The organism is Arthrobacter pityocampae, assembly GCF_002927275.1.
GTDB classification, from domain to species: Bacteria; Actinomycetota; Actinomycetes; order Actinomycetales; family Micrococcaceae; genus Arthrobacter_D; species Arthrobacter_D pityocampae.
Map to the genome: position 1 here is coordinate 85855 of NZ_PRKW01000003.1, position 18109 is coordinate 103963.

The 18109-nt window shown below is 69.4% G+C and carries 17 protein-coding genes; 3 read left to right on the forward strand and 14 right to left on the reverse strand.

Going from position 1 to position 18109, the window contains the following annotated elements:
* Positions 1 to 3 precede the first annotated feature (3 nt).
* Both C4K88_RS06880 and C4K88_RS06885 read left to right on the forward strand, forming a co-directional pair.
* Entirely contained in the window at positions 4 to 990 is a 987-nt protein-coding gene (locus C4K88_RS06880) for a glycoside hydrolase family protein (protein ID WP_104120910.1), read from the forward strand.
* Positions 974 to 2323 (forward strand): NosD domain-containing protein, encoded by a 1350-nt coding sequence (locus tag C4K88_RS06885; RefSeq protein ID WP_104120911.1) that lies wholly within the window; start codon positions 974 to 976, stop codon positions 2321 to 2323. The genes C4K88_RS06880 and C4K88_RS06885 overlap by 17 nt, the downstream gene beginning before the upstream one ends.
* Here C4K88_RS06885 and C4K88_RS06890 read toward each other — a convergent pair whose 3' ends face one another.
* The 10 genes from C4K88_RS06890 to truB form a co-directional block, all read right to left on the reverse strand.
* Positions 2324 to 2941 (reverse strand): vitamin K epoxide reductase family protein, encoded by a 618-nt coding sequence (locus tag C4K88_RS06890; RefSeq protein ID WP_104120912.1) that lies wholly within the window; start codon positions 2939 to 2941, stop codon positions 2324 to 2326. It lies immediately after the preceding gene.
* Between the two features lie 5 nt (positions 2942 to 2946).
* The gene (locus C4K88_RS06895; RefSeq protein ID WP_104120913.1) at positions 2947 to 3648 is read right to left on the reverse strand and encodes a DsbA family protein; all 702 of its coding nucleotides are present in this window, start codon (positions 3646 to 3648) and stop codon (positions 2947 to 2949) included.
* 88 nt (positions 3649 to 3736) lie between these two features.
* A complete protein-coding gene (locus C4K88_RS06900) occupies positions 3737 to 5107 on the reverse strand; it encodes a M16 family metallopeptidase (RefSeq protein WP_104120914.1) in 1371 nt (456 codons plus the stop codon).
* A gap of 114 nt (positions 5108 to 5221) precedes the next feature.
* Entirely contained in the window at positions 5222 to 7474 is a 2253-nt protein-coding gene (locus C4K88_RS06905) for a polyribonucleotide nucleotidyltransferase (protein ID WP_104120915.1), read from the reverse strand.
* Positions 7475 to 7730: 256 nt separating this feature from the next.
* Positions 7731 to 8000 (reverse strand): 30S ribosomal protein S15, encoded by a 270-nt coding sequence (gene rpsO / locus C4K88_RS06910; protein WP_043447493.1) that lies wholly within the window; start codon positions 7998 to 8000, stop codon positions 7731 to 7733.
* A gap of 103 nt (positions 8001 to 8103) precedes the next feature.
* Positions 8104 to 9099, reverse strand: a complete 996-nt coding sequence (locus C4K88_RS06915; RefSeq protein ID WP_104120916.1) for a bifunctional riboflavin kinase/FAD synthetase — start codon at positions 9097 to 9099, stop codon at positions 8104 to 8106.
* A gap of 131 nt (positions 9100 to 9230) precedes the next feature.
* On the reverse strand, positions 9231 to 9878 hold the full coding sequence (locus C4K88_RS17090) for a DUF4345 domain-containing protein (protein ID WP_146065636.1): 648 nt from the start codon (positions 9876 to 9878) through the stop codon (positions 9231 to 9233).
* A 119-nt stretch (positions 9879 to 9997) separates the two neighbouring features.
* The gene (locus C4K88_RS06930; protein ID WP_104120919.1) at positions 9998 to 10441 is read right to left on the reverse strand and encodes a hypothetical protein; all 444 of its coding nucleotides are present in this window, start codon (positions 10439 to 10441) and stop codon (positions 9998 to 10000) included.
* On the reverse strand, positions 10438 to 10806 hold the full coding sequence (locus C4K88_RS06935) for a hypothetical protein (protein WP_104120920.1): 369 nt from the start codon (positions 10804 to 10806) through the stop codon (positions 10438 to 10440). The genes C4K88_RS06930 and C4K88_RS06935 overlap by 4 nt, the downstream gene beginning before the upstream one ends.
* A gap of 2 nt (positions 10807 to 10808) precedes the next feature.
* Positions 10809 to 11711, reverse strand: coding sequence for a tRNA pseudouridine(55) synthase TruB (gene truB, locus C4K88_RS06940; RefSeq protein ID WP_241521757.1), 903 nt, complete (start codon positions 11709 to 11711; stop codon positions 10809 to 10811).
* Between the two features lie 55 nt (positions 11712 to 11766).
* On the opposite strand from truB, the gene C4K88_RS06945 reads away from it, so the two are divergent.
* Entirely contained in the window at positions 11767 to 12945 is a 1179-nt protein-coding gene (locus tag C4K88_RS06945) for a pyridoxal phosphate-dependent aminotransferase (protein WP_104120921.1), read from the forward strand.
* A 75-nt stretch (positions 12946 to 13020) separates the two neighbouring features.
* Here the strand turns inward: C4K88_RS06945 and rbfA are convergent, their stop codons facing one another.
* The 4 genes from rbfA to nusA form a co-directional block, all read right to left on the reverse strand.
* A complete protein-coding gene (rbfA, locus tag C4K88_RS06950; protein ID WP_104120922.1) occupies positions 13021 to 13458 on the reverse strand; it encodes a 30S ribosome-binding factor RbfA in 438 nt (145 codons plus the stop codon).
* 107 nt (positions 13459 to 13565) lie between these two features.
* On the reverse strand, positions 13566 to 16541 hold the full coding sequence (gene infB, locus C4K88_RS06955; RefSeq protein WP_104120923.1) for a translation initiation factor IF-2: 2976 nt from the start codon (positions 16539 to 16541) through the stop codon (positions 13566 to 13568).
* Between the two features lie 124 nt (positions 16542 to 16665).
* A complete protein-coding gene (locus C4K88_RS06960) occupies positions 16666 to 17082 on the reverse strand; it encodes a YlxR family protein (protein WP_104120924.1) in 417 nt (138 codons plus the stop codon).
* Between the two features lie 36 nt (positions 17083 to 17118).
* A complete protein-coding gene (gene nusA / locus C4K88_RS06965) occupies positions 17119 to 18108 on the reverse strand; it encodes a transcription termination factor NusA (protein ID WP_043447478.1) in 990 nt (329 codons plus the stop codon).
* Position 18109 lies beyond the last annotated feature (1 nt).

The window sequence follows — 18109 nt, forward strand, 5'->3', positions numbered from 1 at the left end:
TCGATGTTTGAACTGCGTTCCTCCTGGGTGTGGGATTTCTGGTTCGCCGATGACGGCGACCGCTACCACCTCTTCTTCCTCAAGGCCTCGCGCGCCCTGCAGGACCCCGACCGCCGGCACTGGCGCGCCTCCGTCGGCCATGCCACCTCGACGGACCTGCGGACCTGGGAAGAGCATGCCGACGCCCTCGTCCCGGCAGACGGGCCCGCGTTCGACGACCTCGCCACCTGGACCGGCTCCGTCGTCCGCGACGACGCCGGACTGTGGCACATGTTCTACACAGGAGTGGACCGCGAGGGTAAGGGACTCGTCCAGCGCATCGGCAGCGCCACCTCCCCCGATCTCTTCACCTGGACCCGCACGGACCTGGTCCTCGAAGCGGACAGCGCCCACTACGAGAAGCTGACCCAGGCGTCCTGGCCCGACGAGGCGTGGCGCGACCCGTGGGTCACCCGGAGTGCGGACGGCACGGGGTGGGACATGCTGATCACTGCCCGGGCGACGGCGGGTGACCCCGACCAGCGCGGCGTCGTCGGGCACGCGTTCTCCCCCGATCTCGTGCACTGGGAGATCCGCTCCCCGCTCAGCGGCCCGGGGAACGGCTTCGGCCAGCTCGAGGTCCTGCAGACGGAGGTGATCGACGAGCAGACGGTGCTCCTGTTCTCCTGCCTCGGATCCGAACTGTCCGTCGAACGGCAGGCACGCCAGGACCGCGGAGGTATCTGGGCCGTGAACGCGCCGAGTGCCCTCGGCCCCTTCGACATCTCGGAGGCCTACCTCGTGGCCGACCAGTCCCTGTACGTGGGACGACTCATCCAAAACCGTGTCGGCCGGTGGCAGATGCTCGCCTTCGAGAACACCGACGAGGCAGGGGCCTTCGTCGGCAGGATCACCGACCCGCAGCCCGTCTCCTTCCGCGACGGCAAACTCACGCTGACAGGCGCCCACGACCCACAGCTCGAGGTACGGCACTATGTCGACGTCGACTGAGGGCAACTGCTACGACGTGACAACCTGGCCCATCGGCGACGCGTCCGAAGACGTCGGTGAGGTCATCAACAGCATCATCGCTGACATCAAGGTGCGGCAGGTTGCCAACGATGTGAACCACGGCGGAAAACCAGGCGCAGTCATCACCATTCCGCCCGGGGACTATCACCTCCGGACGCAGGTGCTCATCGATATCAGCTTCCTCAGAATCCAGGGTGCGGGGCACGGGTTCACCTCCTCGAGCATCCGGTTCAACGTTCCCGAGGACGAATGGGCCGGCCTGCACGAGTTGTGGCCCGGCGGAAGCCGCATCATCGTCGATCTTCCTCCCGCCGGGGATGAGGAACAGGCCACGGGAGCCGCTTTCCACGTCGAGCGGAGCGGGAGCCCGCGGATCAGTTCGGTCGAGTTCGTCGACTTCTGCATCGACGGGTTGCACTTCACCCCGGACGGCTCGGGAATGCACCCTGAGAACACCTACGTCAACGGCAAGACCGGCATTCACGTCGCCTCTGCGAACGACTCCTTCCGCGTGACCGGTATGGGCTTCGTGTACCTCGAGAACGCACTCACGATCCACCACGCGGACGCGCTCTCCGTCCATGACAATTTCATCGCCGAGTGTGGCAGTTGCATCGAGTTGCGCGGGTGGGGGCAGGCATCGAAGATCACCGACAATCTGATCGGGGCAGGCTTCAAGGGCCACTCGATCTACGCCGAGAACCACGGCGGACTCCTGATCACCGCCAACAACGTCTTCCCCCGCGGCGCGAGCAGCGTCCACCTCGAGGGCGTCACGCGTTCCAGCGTCACCAACAACCGCCTGCACTCGTTCTACCCCGGGATGCTGATCCTGGCGGGGGACAGTTCGGAGAACCTCGTGGCCACGAACCACTTCCTGCGGGACCAGGAGCCGTGGACGCCCTTCCGTGGTGTGGACAACGGCCTGGACGACCTTCACGGACTTCTGCGGGTCAGTGGCAGCAACAACTCCGTCATCGGCAACCACTTCTCCCAGATCATCGACGCACAGGACATCCGGCCCGAAGGTGCGACGCCGGTGGTCATCCGGCTCGTCTCCGGAACGGGTAACTTCGTGTCGACCAACCATGTCGTGGCGCTGGACGTCCACTCCACATCGAGTGACTCCTGCTTCGAGGCACAGGTGGATGCCCTGCTGACGACGACGGCCTCGAACGACCGGGCCGTCACGACCGTCCTCGTCGATCCCGGATCGGGTCGGAACACGATCCTCGATTCCGGCACAGATACACAGGTGCTCCTGGACAGGACGGTCAACGCCGTCAGGGCGACACCGACCATCGACTCCTAGTCAGGTGAAGACGTGGAGGAAGCGGAGGAACACCGAGGCGGCGACGGCGATCCAGGCCAGGACGATGATCGGCCCCACCCAGGCAGCGAGGATGCGGGTGGGACTCGCGGGTGCGGGGATGACCCCGTGCACCAGATTGCGGACGGTGGTGAGGACGAACAACGGGATCATCACCGCCCACACGACTATGCAGTAGAGGCAGAGGATGTAGATGTCGAAGAGCGCCTGGCTCCACAGCCAGGCCGCGAAGACCATGCCGAGGGTGACGCCCGCCTGCAGTCCCACCCAGTACCAGCGGCTGAAGCGGGCTCCGGCGAGCAGGGCCATGCCGGTGGTGATGACGACGGTGAAGCCCACGAGCCCGATGAACGGGTTGGGGAAGCCGAAGAGCTCGGACTGCCAGGTCTCCATGACCCGTCCACAGGACACCCACGGATTGATGTCGCAGCTCGTGACGTGGTCGGAATCGCGGTACAGCTCGAGCTTCTCGAGGACGAGGATGCCGGCGGCGATCCAGCCGATGACACCCGTGGCCACCAGCATGGCCCCGAACGGGATCCGACGCGCGAAGCCGGTCAGGGCCACGCCGTCCCGCCGGTCGGTAACGCCCTCCGTCATGGTGCTCAGTCCGCGATCGCTGTCTCGATGAGGCTGCGGAACTCCTCGATCGTCGCCGGCTGGATCTTCCGGCCCTCGAGGAAGAACGTCGGGGTGCCCTCGACGTCCAGGGCCATGCCGTCGGCCTTGTCGGCGTTCACGCGCTCCATCGTGGCCGGGTCGGCGATCGCCGCGTCGTAAGCCGCCAGATCCAGGCCGAGCCCTTCCGCGTAGCCCCGGAAGACCGGCGACCTGTCCTCGTCGGTGTGGCTCCACTCGGTCTGCGTCTCGTACATGCGGGCGTGCATCTCCTTGAACCGACCCTGCTGGGCGGCCGCCTCCACGGCCGCGGCTGCGGTTTCGGAGTTCGGGTGGCCGGGGAGCGGGAAGTACCGGGACACGACCGTGAGGTTCTCCCCGTACTCCTCGGACAGGTCCTCCACCACGGGGTATGCGGCGAGGCAGGATTCACACTCGAAATCGAGGAACTCGACCAGCACGGCCTTCTCGTCCGGCGCCTGAGACAGACGGTGGCTGTCCTCCCGGACCACCTCCGCGGCGGTCGCTGTCGTGCCATCGGTCCGGCCCTCGTCCTGGCCGAGCACGTCGAGGAGGATCACGAGGCCGACGACGGCGGCAGCGGCGGCGAGCAGGCCGACCGCGATCCGGTTCGGCAGGCTCAGTCGGTTCTTTGTCTCCGGCGTGGCGCTGGGTGCGGGTGTTGCCACAGTGGTGTCTCCTCGTCATGGGATGTCGTCTGATGGATGGGCGCCAGCACCCCCGTGACGGGTGGACACCCGGACGTTGCTGCTCGGCCTACGGGGCGAAGTCGGCTTCCGAGTCGAACGGCCCGACGACGACGGTGGTGCGCGGCGCCGCGGCCAGCTCCTGTGCCAGGGACTGGACGTCCTCGGCGGTGACCGACCGGATGCGGTCGAGGGAGGTGTCCATGTCGACGAACTCGCCCGAGACGAGCTCCGACCGGCCGAGCCGCGACATGCGGGAGCTGCTGTCCTCGAGGGCCATGACGAGTCCGCCCGAGAGCTGCCCGACGGCCTTGCGGAGCTCCTCGGCGTCGATGCCGTGGGCGGCGAGGCGGTCCAGTTCGGCGCCGAGCAGGTCGATGACCTGGCCCGTCTTGGCCGGTGAGCACCCGGCGTACATACCGAAATAGCCCGCATCGGCGTAGGCGGCCGAGAACGAGTAGGTGGAGTACACGAGTCCGCGCTTCTCGCGGACCTCCTGGAACAGGCGCGAGGACATCCCGCCGCCCAGGACGGCGTTCAGGACGCTCATCGCGAACCTGCGCTCGTCCGTCGCCGTGAGGGAGGGGCAGCCGATCAGGATGTTCGACTGCTCGACGGCGCGCCGGATCACATGGACGCCGGTCTCGCCCCGGACCGGGGCCTCCACGGTCCGCCGGCGCGGGACAGGCAGGGCGCCCTCCTCGAGGGTCCACCCGGCACTCTCCAGCGCCTCCTGCACCAGGCGGCAGACGACGTCGTGGTCCAGCCCGCCCGCCGCGGTGACGACCAGTTCGGCGGGCGTGTAGTAGCGGCGGTAGTGCGCGAGGACGGACTCGCGCGGCACCGCGCGGATGGCCTCGGGGGTCCCGCCGATCGGTCGGCCGAGAGGGTGCTCCCCCAGCACCAGCTCGACGAACCGCTCGTGTGCGACGTCCGCGGGGTCGTCGCTGTCCATCGCGATCTCCTCGAGGATGACGTCGCGTTCCTGCTCGAGCTCCTCCGGGTCGAGCACGGCGGAGGTGACCATGTCCGCGATGACGTCGATGGCCATCGGCAGGTCGGAGTCGAGGACGCGCGCGTAGTAGCAGGTGTTCTCCTTCGCGGTGGCGGCGTTGGACTCGCCGCCCACCTCGTCGAAGGCGGACGCGATGTCCATGGCACTGCGCCGCGCGGTCCCCTTGAACAGGAGGTGCTCGAGGAAATGGGTGGACCCGTGCTGGCCGTCGGCCTCGTCGCGGGACCCGACCCCCACCCAGAAGCCGATGGTCGCGGACCGCTGGCCCGGCATCGCCTCGGTGAGCACGCGCACGCCGCCGGGCAGCACGCTGCGACGCACCACGTTGCCGCCGGGATCACCGGCCACGAACGTGGGATCGGAACCCTCGCCACCGGTGTGGATGGTGGGCTGCAGGGGCAGGGACACTATGGAGGTCAGGGACATCCTGGACTTTCTGGTCTGTCGACTGGTCGGGGAACGGCAGACGGCTCCGGCGCCGATCGAAACGATCGGGACGCGCCGGGGCCGTACGGTGCTCACGGGGAGCGGGGCGAGAGGTCAGTCGTCGCCCTCGGTGGCCTCGGGCAGCTCGATACCGGCGTCCTCGGAGACGTCCTCCGCGACGACGGGCGAGAGCGAGAGCTTTCCGCGGTCGTCGACCTTGGTGATCTCGACCTGGACCTTCTGGCCCACGGAGACGACCTCGTCGACGTTGTCGACGCGCTTGCCACCGGCGAGCTTGCGCAGCTCCGAGATGTGCAGCAGGCCGTCCTTGCCGGGGGTCAGCGAGACGAAGGCGCCGAAGGTCGTGGTCTTGACGACCGTGCCCAGGTAGCGCTCGCCGATCTCGGGGACCTGCGGGTTGGCGATGGCGTTGACGGCGGCGCGGGCGGCTTCCGCCGACTCGCCGTTCGTCGCGCCGATCAGCACGGTGCCGTCGTCCTCGATCGAGATGTCTGCCCCGGTGTCCTCCTGGATCTGGTTGATCATCTTGCCCTTGGGGCCGATGACCTCGCCGATCTTGTCCACGGGGATCTTCACCGAGATGATCCGGGGTGCGAACTCGGAGAGCTCGTCCGGGGTGTCGATCGCGGCCTGCAGCACGCCCAGGATGTGCAGGCGCGCCTCGCGGGCCTGCTTCAGCGCTGCGGCGAGCACGGATGCGGGGATGCCGTCGAGCTTCGTGTCCAGCTGGATGGCCGTGACGAACTCGGACGTCCCGGCGACCTTGAAGTCCATGTCGCCGAAGGCGTCCTCGGCGCCGAGGATGTCCGTCAGGGCCGCGTAGCGGGTCTGACCGTCGACGACGTCGGAGACGAGGCCCATGGCGATACCGGCGACCGGCGCGCGGAGGGGAACACCGGCGTTGAGCAGCGACAGCGTGGAGGCGCAGACGGAGCCCATCGACGTCGAGCCGTTGGAGCTCAGCGCCTCGGAGACCTGGCGGATGGCGTACGGGAATTCCTCGCGGCTCGGCAGGACGGGCACGAGGGCCCGCTCTGCCAGGGCTCCGTGGCCGATCTCGCGGCGCTTCGGCGAACCGACGCGGCCGGTCTCACCGGTGGAGTAGGGCGGGAAGTTGTAGTTGTGCATGTAGCGCTTGCGCGTGACAGGCGACAGCGAGTCGATCTGCTGCTCCATCTTGAGCATGTTCAGCGTGGTGACACCCAGGATCTGGGTCTCGCCGCGCTCGAAGATCGCGGAGCCGTGCACGCGCGGCAGGACCTCGACCTCGGCGGTGAGCTTGCGGATGTCGCTCAGACCACGGCCGTCGATGCGGACCTGGTCCTTGAGGATGCGCTGGCGCACGACGGCCTTGGTCAGCGAGCGGAAGGCTGCGGAGAGCTCCTTCTCGCGTCCCTCGAACTGGGCGCCGAGGGCGTCCATGAGTTCGGTCTTGAGGGCGTCGGACGCGCTCTCGCGCTCCTGCTTGTCGGCGATCTGGAAGACCTGCCCGAGCTTCTCGGCCCCGGCGGACTCGATGGCCGCGTAGACGTCGTCCTGGTAGTCGAGGAAGACGGGGAACTCGACGGTCGGCTTCGCGGCACGGCCTGCGAGGTCGGCCTGCGCCTCGCACAGCGCGCGGATGAACGGCTTGGCGGCCTCGAGGCCGTCGGCGACGATCTCCTCGGTGGGCGCGGTCGCGCCGTTCTCCTTGATGAGGGTCCACGCGTTGTCGGTGGCCTCGGCCTCGACCATCATGATGGCGACGTCGTCACCGGCGATGCGTCCGGCGACCACCATGTCGAAGACCGAGTTCTCGAGCTCGGAGTGCTTCGGGAAGGCGATCCACTGGTCCTGGCCGCTGCCGTCGGAGACGAGGGCGACGCGCACGCCACCGATCGGACCCGAGAAGGGCAGGCCGGAGAGCTGCGTGGACATGGAGGCCGCGTTGATGGCCACGACGTCGTAGCGGACGTCGGGGTTGATCGCGAGGATCGTGACGACGACCTGGACCTCGTTGCGGAGCCCCTTGACGAAGGCGGGGCGCAGCGGCCGGTCCATGAGGCGGCAGGCCAGGATGGCCTCCGTCGAGGGGCGGCCCTCGCGGCGGAAGAACGAGCCCGGGATGCGGCCCGCGGCGTACATGCGCTCTTCGACGTCGACGGTGAGCGGGAAGAAGTCGAAGCCTTCGCGCGGGTGCTTGCCGGCCGTGGTGGCCGAGAGCAGCGCGGTGTCCTCGTCGATGTAGACCATGGCGGAGCCGGCGGCCTGCTGGGCGACGCGACCGGTCTCGAACCGGACGGTGCGTGTTCCGAAGCGACCGTTGTCGATCACTGCTTCGGCGAACTGAATTTCGGGACCCTCCAAGAGAGTCACCTCCGTTTCCTGGTAGGCGGAGGCAGCCGGCACCCGACGTGGCCCGTCCCTCATGGACGGCCCACAGCACCCGGTCTTCGATGGAGATCCACGGAAAGCGCCGGACCGGCGCTGCCGGAGATCACTACCGAGGACCGCGAATGCGCGGTGCCGGTTGACTCCTGTTATGCGTGGGGTACTTCGGTGCTGTTGCCAGCAAGAAGGCGGCTCCCCCTCGGGTGGAGAGGATGCCGCCTTCTGATGCTACTTATCGACGCAGACCCAGACGCTCGATGAGCGTACGGTAGCGCGTGATGTCGGTGTCCCGCAGGTAGTCCAGCAGGCGACGGCGGCGACCGACGAGAAGAAGCAGGCCACGACGCGTGTGGTGGTCGTGCTTGTGCATCTTCAGGTGCTCGGTCAGGTCGAGGATACGGCGGGAAAGCATCGCGATCTGGACCTCGGGCGAACCGGTGTCACCCTCGGCCAGGGCGTATGCCTTGATGATTTCCTGCTTGATGGCGGCGTCAAGGGCCACGAGTAACTCCTAGAGTTGTACCGTGAACAGGTGCTGAGCATCGCTTGCACGACGACACAGAAAAATCCAGCCACCACGGACTGCAGCCGGATCTACCCTGAGTCTAGCGTCTGGGCTGATGTTCTGTCGAAAGCAGGCCGCGGGCGTTGTCGACGTCCAGCCGCATCTGCTCGACCAGCGCCTCGGGCCCCGTGTAGGTGATCTGCCCGCGCAGCCGCTCGACGAACTCGACGGCCACGGACTGCCCGTAGAGGTCGAAGTCCTGTACCCGCTCGGGCGGACGGTTGATGACGTGCGCCTCGACCTGGCGGTCCACGCCGTCGAAGGTGGGGTTGGATCCGACGGAGATGGCGGCGGGCCACCGCGTCCCGGCCCCGTCGATGAGCCAGCCGGCGTAGATGCCGTCGGCGGGGACGAATCCCTGCGCGGTGGCTCCCAGGTTCGCCGTCGGGTAGCCGAGTTCCCGGCCGCGGGCCGCGCCGTGCACCACCTCACCGCGCATGCGGTGGAGCCGGCCGAGCACGCGGGCCGCGGTTCCCACGTCACCGGCCTCCAGCGCCTCGCGGACCCAGGTGGAGGAGCAGCGGCGGTCTCCGTCGGCGTCCGTGGCGTCCTCCGGATAGCTGGCGCCGAAGTCGTCGATGGTGATGACCTCGAAGCCGAGCGTGCGGCCGAGCTCCCGCATGGTGTCGAGGTCCCCGCTGTTGCCCCTGCCGAACCGGACGTCGTGGCCGATGACCACGGCCTTCGCCCTGAGGGCCCGCACGAACACGCGCTCCACGAATTCCTCCGGCGAATTGGAGGCCAGCTCCAGCGTGTAGTGCATCATCAGGAGAGCGTCGATGCCGGTCCCGGCGAGGGTCTCCACCCGGTCCTCGAGACCCATGATCAGTTCGGGCGCGGAGTCCGGCCGGTGGACCTGCGCGGGATGCGGGTCGAAAGAGACGACGACGGCCTCGGCGGATCGCTGCCGCGCCGCCTCGACGACCTGCTGCAGGACACGCTGGTGCCCGCGGTGCACGCCGTCGAAGTTGCCGAGCGTCAGGACGGAGGGCCCGAAATCTTCGGGCACACTGTCCAGGTCTCTCCAGTAGTACACGCATCTCCTTCGCGGTTCGGCCGCTCCCCCGGAACCGCGAAGGTGTGGTCCGGCCGGTCGGCGCCGATCCCATTATGGCCGACGGCCGCGTTCCGGACGGCATCGCCCACGGGCCGAGGGGCGTGCGCCTGCTAGCTGCGCCGGGCGAACTCCTTGCGGAGTTCGGTGGTCTTCGCGATGTACTTGTGCCAGACGAGCAGGGCCGCCGGGAAGGCGAGTTCGATGACCATGAGGATGATCATGAGGTAGTTGGGGGTGCCCGAGAACGCCCAGGACAGCACGCGGCCGATGCCGCCCATGAACACCATGAGGCACACGAGCCAGAGCATGTTGGCCCACTGGAACTTGATGGCGATGGTGATGAACGCCGCGCCGACCCCGACCATCATGGCCGAGTAGAACCGGAACTGGCTCTCGAGGGTGGGATTGACGGGAGTGCCCTCGGTGTCCGGCAGGCCCGCCGTCCCGAGGATGAGGTAGTAGGCGCCGAACGCGGCCAGGGCCAGTCCCACGAGGACGACGACGGTGCGGAACACGTTCCAGTCACCGCCCGTGGACGCGGACCTGCCCGCCTTCCCGCCCTTCCCCGGGGCGCCGGCCCCGGGAGTCTCGGTCCCGGGGGTGCCGGTCCTGGGAGTCTCGGCCCTGGGAGTGCCGGTCCTGGGGGCCCCGGCCCTGGGGGCGCCGGCCCCGGGGGTCTCGGACGCCGCGCCCGAGGTCCGCGGCGTGGCGCCGCCGGACGAGGAGAGGTTGTCGTGCTCGGGGCTGTTGCTGGTCATGTCGCTCCCTGGAGGCGGGCCGGATGGTGTGCTTGCGGTCATACTCTCATGATGCGGCCTGCCGTCGGCGGCGGTTGACACGGGTGGCGGCCATCCGTTCCCGTCCGGCGGCAGCCGCGTCAGGCCCGGGCCGGCCGGTTCCGGCGCAACCAGAGAAGGCCGAGAACGGGCAGGAGGAGCGGGACGAACCCGTAGCCGCGCCCGAAGGCCGACCACACCGTCTCGCTCGGGAACGCCTGGGCGTCGAGGACGCTGAGGAGTCCCACCGCGATGACGCCCACCAGCTCGGTGGTCACGGCGACGACGGACACACGGTAGGCCCGCGCGCCCGGCCGGGCGAGGGAGACGGTGGCGACGACGTACACGACGGCGGCGAACGCCGACAGCAGGTACGCGAGCGGCGCCTGGTCGAACTTCGTCGCGATCTGGAAGGCGGCCCTGGCCGTCGCCGCGAGGGCGAACACGCCGTATACGGCGATCAGGAGCCTCCCGGGTCCGCTCGCGCGGCCGGCTCCCTCCGGGGCGGGCGCGGCCGGGACCGCTCCGTGCTCGGATCTGCTCACAGTCCCGCCACTCCGTCCCAGATCTGCTCCATACGGAAGAGCATGACGAACACCGTCAACCCCGCCGCGCCCAGTACGAAATTGCTCCACCGCGTCTTCTCGAGGATCGCCCACCAGAACGCCCCGACGGGCACGAGGAGCGCCGTGAGCAGGTAGCCCCAGAACTCCCAGGCCTCCCCGAGGACCGGTTCCCCCGCGAGCTGCCGGATGACGGCGCCCACGGTGTAGGCGAGGAGTAAGAGCTCGACGGCCGCGATCGAGAGGATCGTGATGTCGTTGGGCGGGCGGCGCAGCACGCCGGCACCGATGCACAGCACGGCGGAGACGGCGCACACGATGACCCCGATGAGGAAGAAGGGATCCACGCCTACTCCTTGCCCCCGGGGGCGAACACCAGGACGGTCCGGGCCGCGTCCCCGCGGTTCTCGAGCAGCGCCACGAGGGTGCCGTCCGGCGCGAACGCCGCGACCGGCCCGTCGGGATCCTCGTTCGGCGCGACCTTCCGGCCGTGGGACACGTCGGCGGTCTCGGTGTCCGAGAGTTCCCGGACGGAGAACAGCGCCCGTCCGGCGTCGTCGAGCGAAAGGACGTCCAGTTCCACGGCGAGCTGCTCCAGGGTGCGTGCCTGCCCGATGGTGTACGGGCCCACCTGGGTCCGGCGGAGCGCCGTGAGGTGGCCGCCGACGCCGAGCGCCGCGCCGAGGTCGCGGGCGAGGGCGCGGATGTAGGTGCCGGAGCTGCATTCGACGGTGACGTCGACGTCCTGGAGACGGCCGTTGCTCACGCGCCGGATCGCGTGGATGTCGAAGCGGTGGATGGTCACCGGGCGCGCGGGGAGGTGGACCTCCTCGCCGGAGCGGACCCTCGCGTAGGACCGCTCGCCCTTGACCTTGATGGCGCTGACGCTGCTCGGGACCTGCTGGATCTCCCCGATGAGGGCGGCGACGGCGGCGCGGATCTCCTCCTCGGTCACCGCCGCGGCGATGCTCCCCCCGGTGACCTCGCCCTCGGCGTCGTCGGTGAGGGTGGACTGGCCCAGCCGGATCGTGGCGGTGTACGTCTTCGTGGTGCCGACGATGAAGGTCAGGAGGCGGGTGGCCCGGTTGATCCCCACAACGAGGACGCCCGTGGCCATCGGATCGAGGGTGCCGGCGTGGCCGACCTTCCGGGTCCCGGCCAGGCGGCGCAGGCGCCCGACGACGTCATGACTGGTCCAGCCCTGCGGCTTGTCCACGATAATCAGCCCTGAGTGGACCTGCCCGGCATTCACGCCTCCCAGTATATGGTCCGGGTCCCCCCGCCCCGTGCGCGATAGCATCCTCCGTATGCCTTCCGCTCCAGCCCACGTGGTCAACGTCCCGGTCAACCAGATCCGAGAGATCACCCAGGCGGCGTGGGCCACCCCCGACGCCATCGTGCTGAGCATCGGCGAGCCGGCCTTCCCGGTGGCACGGCACGTCCTCGAGGCGGGTATGGCCGCCCTGGACCGCGACGACACGAACTACACCCCCAACGCCGGGATCGCCCCGGCCCGGGCCGCCTTCGCGGAACGGTTCTCGCGGCAGGCCGGGGTCGACGACGACCCGTCGCGCGTGTTCGTCGTCGCCGGCGCCCAGCAGGGGCTGCACCTGGCGCTCAGCACACTCCTCGGAGCGGGCGACGAGGTCCTGCTGCCCGATCCGGGGTATCCGACCTTCGCCATGACGGTCGGCCTGCTCGGCGGCGTCCCCGTGCCCTATCCCCTGGTGCCCGAACACGACTTCCAGCCGCGGATCGAGGACCTGCGGGAGCTGGTCACCGATCGCACGAAGGTCCTCCTGCTGAACTCCCCCTCGAATCCCCTCGGCTCGGTCTTCGACCACGACCTCACGCGTGAGCTGGTCCGCTTCGCGCACGAGCAGGACCTGTGGGTCCTCTCCGACGAGTGCTACGAGGCCTTCACCTACGACGTCCCCCACGTCAGCCCGGCACGCTTCGACGCCGGGGGGCCGGAGGCGGTCCCGGAGGCCCACGAGCCGCGCGTGATCACGTCGCTGACGCTGTCCAAGACCTACGGGCTGACGGGCCTGCGCATCGGCGCGCTCGTGACGCCGCCGGGCATGGAGCCGCTGCTCAGCAACATCATGGAGGCCACGGTGTCCTGCGTCTCCGCGGCGTCGCAGTACGCCGCCGTCGCTGCCCTGACCGGCCCCCAGGACTACGTGTCCACGGCCCTGCGGCACTACCGGGCCAACCGCGACGCTGCCACGGCGGTTCTCGACGACCTGGCGATCGGGTACCTCGACGCCCGCGGCGCCTTCTACCTGTGGGCCGACCTGTCCCATGCGACCGGCGGCGACGTGCGTGCCTGGACGCGCTCGTTCCTCGCGGACCGCGGCGTGGCCCTCGCCCCCGGGACGGCGTTCGGCGCCCGCGGCGAGGGCTGGGTGAGGATCGCCCTCTGCGGGCGGGCCGAGGACCTCGTCGAAGGACTCTCGCGGCTCCCCGCCCCGTCGCGCACCTGACCTCCCCCGACAACGCGGAAGGCAGCCGACCCCGGGGGTCGGCTGCCTTCTCGTCGCTACCGGACGGGTCCGGGACTAGCGTGCCGCCTCGTCGTCCTCCGACGTGCGGTACGGGTCCGCGTCGCCCGCGAAGTTCGCGCCCTGTGCGATCGCGGCCACTTCGGCGTCGCGCTCACGTGCCTTCTGCAGGAGCTCCTCGAGGTGGCTGGCGTTGACCGGCACCTCGTCGGGGACGAACTCGAGGGTGGGCGTGAGGCGGGCCGTGATGTTCTTCCCGACCTCCGACCGCAGCACGCCGCGCGCGGATTCGAGCGCCATCCGGGTGGCCTGCTGCTCCTCCGGGTCGCCGAGCACGGTGTAGTACAGGGTTGCGTGCTGGAGGTCGTTCGTGACGCGGGCGTCGGTGATGGTCACGGCTTCCAGCCGGGGGTCCTTCACGCGGCGCCGCAGCGCCTCCGCGACGATGACTTTGATGCGCTGCGCGAGCCGCGCGGCGCGAGCCGGATCTGCCATTGCTGTTACTCCTACTGAAGCGTCTCTGAAGAGGAACCCGTGAGGGTTCCGGCGATTCGACAGGTCGGGCGCCCCGGAGAACCGGGGCGCCCGACCTGCGCTACCTGCTAGGCGCGGGGCTTCTCCCGCATCTCGAAGGTCTCGATGGTGTCGCCTTCCTTGACATCGTTGAACGAACCGAGGCCGATACCGCACTCGAAGTCGGTGCGGACCTCGGTGGCGTCGTCCTTGAAGCGCTTGAGCGAGTCCACGGAGAGATTGTCCCCGATGACCTTGCCGTCGCGCAGGACACGGGCCCTGGTGTTGCGTCGGATGATGCCCGAGCGGACGATCGAACCGGCGATGTTGCCGAACTTCGAGGAGCGGAACACCTCGCGGACCTCTGCGGTACCGAGCTGCACCTCCTCGTACTCCGGCTTGAGCATGCCCTTGAGGGCGAGCTCGATGTCGTCGATCGCGGCGTAGATGACCGAGTAGAAGCGCATGTCGACGCCTTCACGCTCGGCAAGGTCCGCCACGCGCTCTGCCGGCTTCACGTTGAAGCCGATGATGATCGCGTTGTCGACCGTGGCCAGGTTGACGTCGTTCTGCGTGATCGCACCGACGCCGCGGTGGATGACGCGCAGCTGCACGCCCTCTCCGACGTCGATCTTGAGCAGCGAGTCCTCCAGGGCCTCGACGGCACCGGAGACGTCGCCCTTGAGGATGAGGTTGAGGGTGTCGACCTTGCCCTCGGCGACGGCCTGGTCGAAGTCCTCGAGGCTGATGCGCTTGCGGCGCTTCGCGAGGGCCGCGTTGCGGTCCGCCGCTTCACGCTTCTCGGCGATCTGGCGGCCGGTGCGCTCGTCGTCGGTGACGAAGAACGTGTCACCGGCACGGGGCACATTGGACAGGCCCAGGACCTGGACGGGACGCGAGGGCCCCGCCGTCGTGACGACGTCGCCGTTCTCGTCGAACATCGCACGCACACGGCCGTGGGCCGTGCCGGCGACGATGGTGTCGCCGACGTGCAGCGTACCGGACTGGACGAGGACGGTCGCGACCGCACCGCGGCCCTTGTCCAGGTTCGCCTCGATCGCGATACCGCGGGCGTCCTTGTTCGGGTTGGCCCGCATGTCGAGTGCGGCGTCGGCGGTGAGCAGGACCGCCTCGAGGAGTTCGTCGATACCCATGCCCTGCAGCGCCGAGACGTGCACGAACATGGTGTCGCCGCCGTACTCCTCGGGGACCAGGCCGTACTCGGTGAGCTGGCCCTTGACCTTGTCCGGGTTCGCACCTTCCTTGTCCATCTTGTTGACGGCCACGACGATCGGCACGTTGGCCGCCTGGGCGTGGTTCAGCGCCTCGACAGTCTGCGGCATGACGCCGTCATCGGCCGCGACGACGAGCACCGCGATGTCCGTGACCTTCGCGCCACGGGCACGCATGGCGGTGAACGCCTCGTGGCCCGGGGTGTCGATGAAGGTGATGGCGCGCGTCGTCTCTTCGTGGACGTGCTGGATCTGGTAGGCACCGATGTGCTGGGTGATGCCACCGTGCTCGCCCTCGACGACCTTGGTGTTGCGGACGGCGTCGAGCAGGCGCGTCTTACCGTGATCGACGTGGCCCATGACCGTGACGACCGGGGGACGGGCCTCGAGCTGCTCGTCGCCCTCGGCTTCCAGCTCCGCATCGAAGTCGATGTCGAAGCTGCTGAGGAGCTCGCGCTCCTCGTCCTCGGGCGAGACGACCTGGATCAGGTAGCCCAGCTCGGTACCGAGCACCTGGAAGGTGTCCTCGTCGAGGGACTGCGTCGCCGTGGCCATCTCACCGAGGTGGAACAGCACGGTGACCAGCGCGGCGGGGTTCGCCTCGATCTTGTCGGCGAAGTCCGTGATGGACGAGCCGCGGCGCAGGCGGACGACGGTGTTGCCGTCGCCGCGGGGCACGCTGACGCCGCCCAGCGACGGAGCCGACATCTGCTCCAGTTCCTGCCGCTTCGCGCGCTTCGACTTGCGCTGCTTGCCGCGACCGGCGCCACCCTTGCCGAAGGCACCGGCGGTGCCGCCGCGTCCGCGGCCGCCCTTGCCGAAGCCGCCACCGGCGGGTGCACCGCTGGGGCTGTTCGGCGCTCCTCCGGGTCCGCGGCGCGGACCGGCACCGGCACCGGGTGCTCCGCGGCCGGGGGCGGCGGGGCGTTCGGTACGGTTCGGCATCATGCCGGGCGTGGGGCGCGAGCCCGGCGCTCCGGCGGGACGGGGTGCACCCGGACGCGGGGCGCCCGGACGGGGTCCACCGGCACCGGCTGCGGGGCGGGGTCCACCCGCACCGGCGGCCGGGCGGGGTCCGCCGGCACCGGCAGCGGGACGCTGCTGGGTATCGTCGCGACGACCCGGGCGGGGCATGCCCTGCGAGGGGGCGAACGGGTTGTTGCCGGGGCGCGGGGGACGGTCCGCACCGCGCTCGGCACCGCGATCGGTGTCACCGCGGCGTGAGCCCATGCCCTGCGAGGGGGCGAACGGGTTGTTGCCGGGGCGGGGAGCGCCACCGGGACGGGCACCGGAGGGGCGCGTGGTCCCTGCCGACGGCGCGGCCGGAGGAGTCGCCGGGCGGGGACCGGGTCGGTCACCCTCGCCCGGACCTTCGCCCGGGGTGCTCTGCTGTGCCGGAGCGGGGGTCTCCTGTGCTGCCGGTGCAGGGGTGCTCGGTGCGGGGGTGCTCGGTGCGGGGGTGCTCGGTACTGCCGGGGCGTCCTGGGCCGCCGGTGCTGGGACCGAACCGTTGGAGAACGGCGATGCCTGCGGTGCGACCGGCGCTGCCGGGGCGGGTGCTGCTGGCGCCGCCGGGGCCGGCGCTTCGGGTGCTGCCTGCGCGGCACCCGGCTTCGGGCCCGGTGAGGGAGCCGAGGGGCGTGAGGGCGCGGGGGCTGCCTCAGCCTTGGGTGCGGCGTTCGGGAAGGCGCCGCGAAGCTTCTTCACGACGGGGGCTTCGATGGTGGATGATGCCGAACGGACGAATTCGCCCAGTTCCTGCAGTTTTGCGACTGCGTCTTTCGAGGTGATACCGAGCTCTTTCGCGAGCTCGTGTACGCGGACCTTGGCCACATTACTCCTGTCTCGGTCCGCACCGAGTCAGGCACGAACCGTCTATTTCCTACTGCTGATCCCAGTCGCAAGCGCGTCTGGCAGATCGAATGTCGAGCGCAACGGATTGGTCATCGTTGCGCACTCATCGCTGGGTGCTCATCGGGTTTCCATAGGGTGCTGACCCGCTTTCAGGGGGGACGGTGGGGACGGAGCGTCCGTCTCGACGCTCCAGGTGTGCCTGGAAGGACGCTGCGAACTCCGCAGTGTCCACCGGCCCGCGGAAGGCCCTCGAGAAGGCTTTCCGCTTGACGGCGGTCTCCATGCATGCCGGGTCGGGGTGCAGCCAAGCACCCCGTCCGGATAACCGGCGCCGCTCATCGAGGACGGCCGTCAGGTGGCCGTCGATCGGTCGTGCAACAACCCGCATCACGTGTGACTGGCGATCCCGCCGACGGCATCCCACGCAGGTGCGTATCGGATGGGCGTCCGTCGGTCGGTGCCCGGAATCGTTTCGGCGTGCAGCCTGTTCCGGGCGTGACCGCGCGGCAGTCTCGTCCATTCTACCCCTTCCGATACCGCCGCCCGACCCGCGGGCCTACGCCTTCGCCGCGGACGCCTGCTGCGCGGCGTCGGACACGATGTCGATCCGCCAGCCCGTGAGCTTGGCGGCGAGGCGGGCGTTCTGGCCTTCCTTGCCGATCGCGAGGGAGAGCTGGTAGTCCGGGACGACGACGCGCGCGGACCGCGTGGCCTCGTCGGTGATCGTCACGGAGGTCACGCGGGACGGCGAGAGGGAACTGGCGATGAACGCGGCGGCGTCGTCGTTGTAGTCCACGATGTCGATCTTCTCGTCGTTCAGCTCGTTCATGACCGCACGGACACGGCTGCCCATCTCGCCGATGCAGGCACCCTTGGCGTTGACGCCGGGGATGTTGGCCTTCACCGCGATCTTGGTGCGGTGTCCGGCTTCGCGGGCGAGGGCGACGATCTCGACGGTCCTGTCGGCGATCTCGGGCACCTCCAGCTCGAAGAGCTTCCGGACGAGCCCGGGGTGTGAGCGGGACAGCGTGATGGAGGGCCCCTTCATGCCGCGGTGCACGTCGACCACGAACGCGCGCAGGCGGGTGCCGTGCAGGTACTTCTCCCCGGGCACCTGCTCCGGCGGTGGCAGGACCGCCTCCACCGAGCCGAGATTGACCTGGATCATGTGGGGGTTGGTGCCCTGCTGGATCATGCCGGCGACGAGCTCGCCCTCCTTGCCCCGGAACTCCCCGAGGATGTTGTCGTCCTCGGCGTCCCGGAGGCGCTGGAGGATGACCTGGCGCGCGGTGCTCGCCGCGATGCGACCGAAGCCGGTGGGCGTGTCGTCGAACTCGCCGACGGGTGCGCCGTCCTCGTCCTTCTCGGTCGCCCAGATGGTGACGTGCCCGGTCCGGCGGTCGAGCTCGGCGCGGGCGGTCTCGTGCGAGCCGGGCGAGCGGTGGTAGGCGATCAGCAGTGCCTGCTCGATCGTGGGAACCAGCTTGTCGAGGGGGATCTCGCGCTCGTGCTCGAGGAGTCTCAGCGCGCTCATATCGATGTCCATG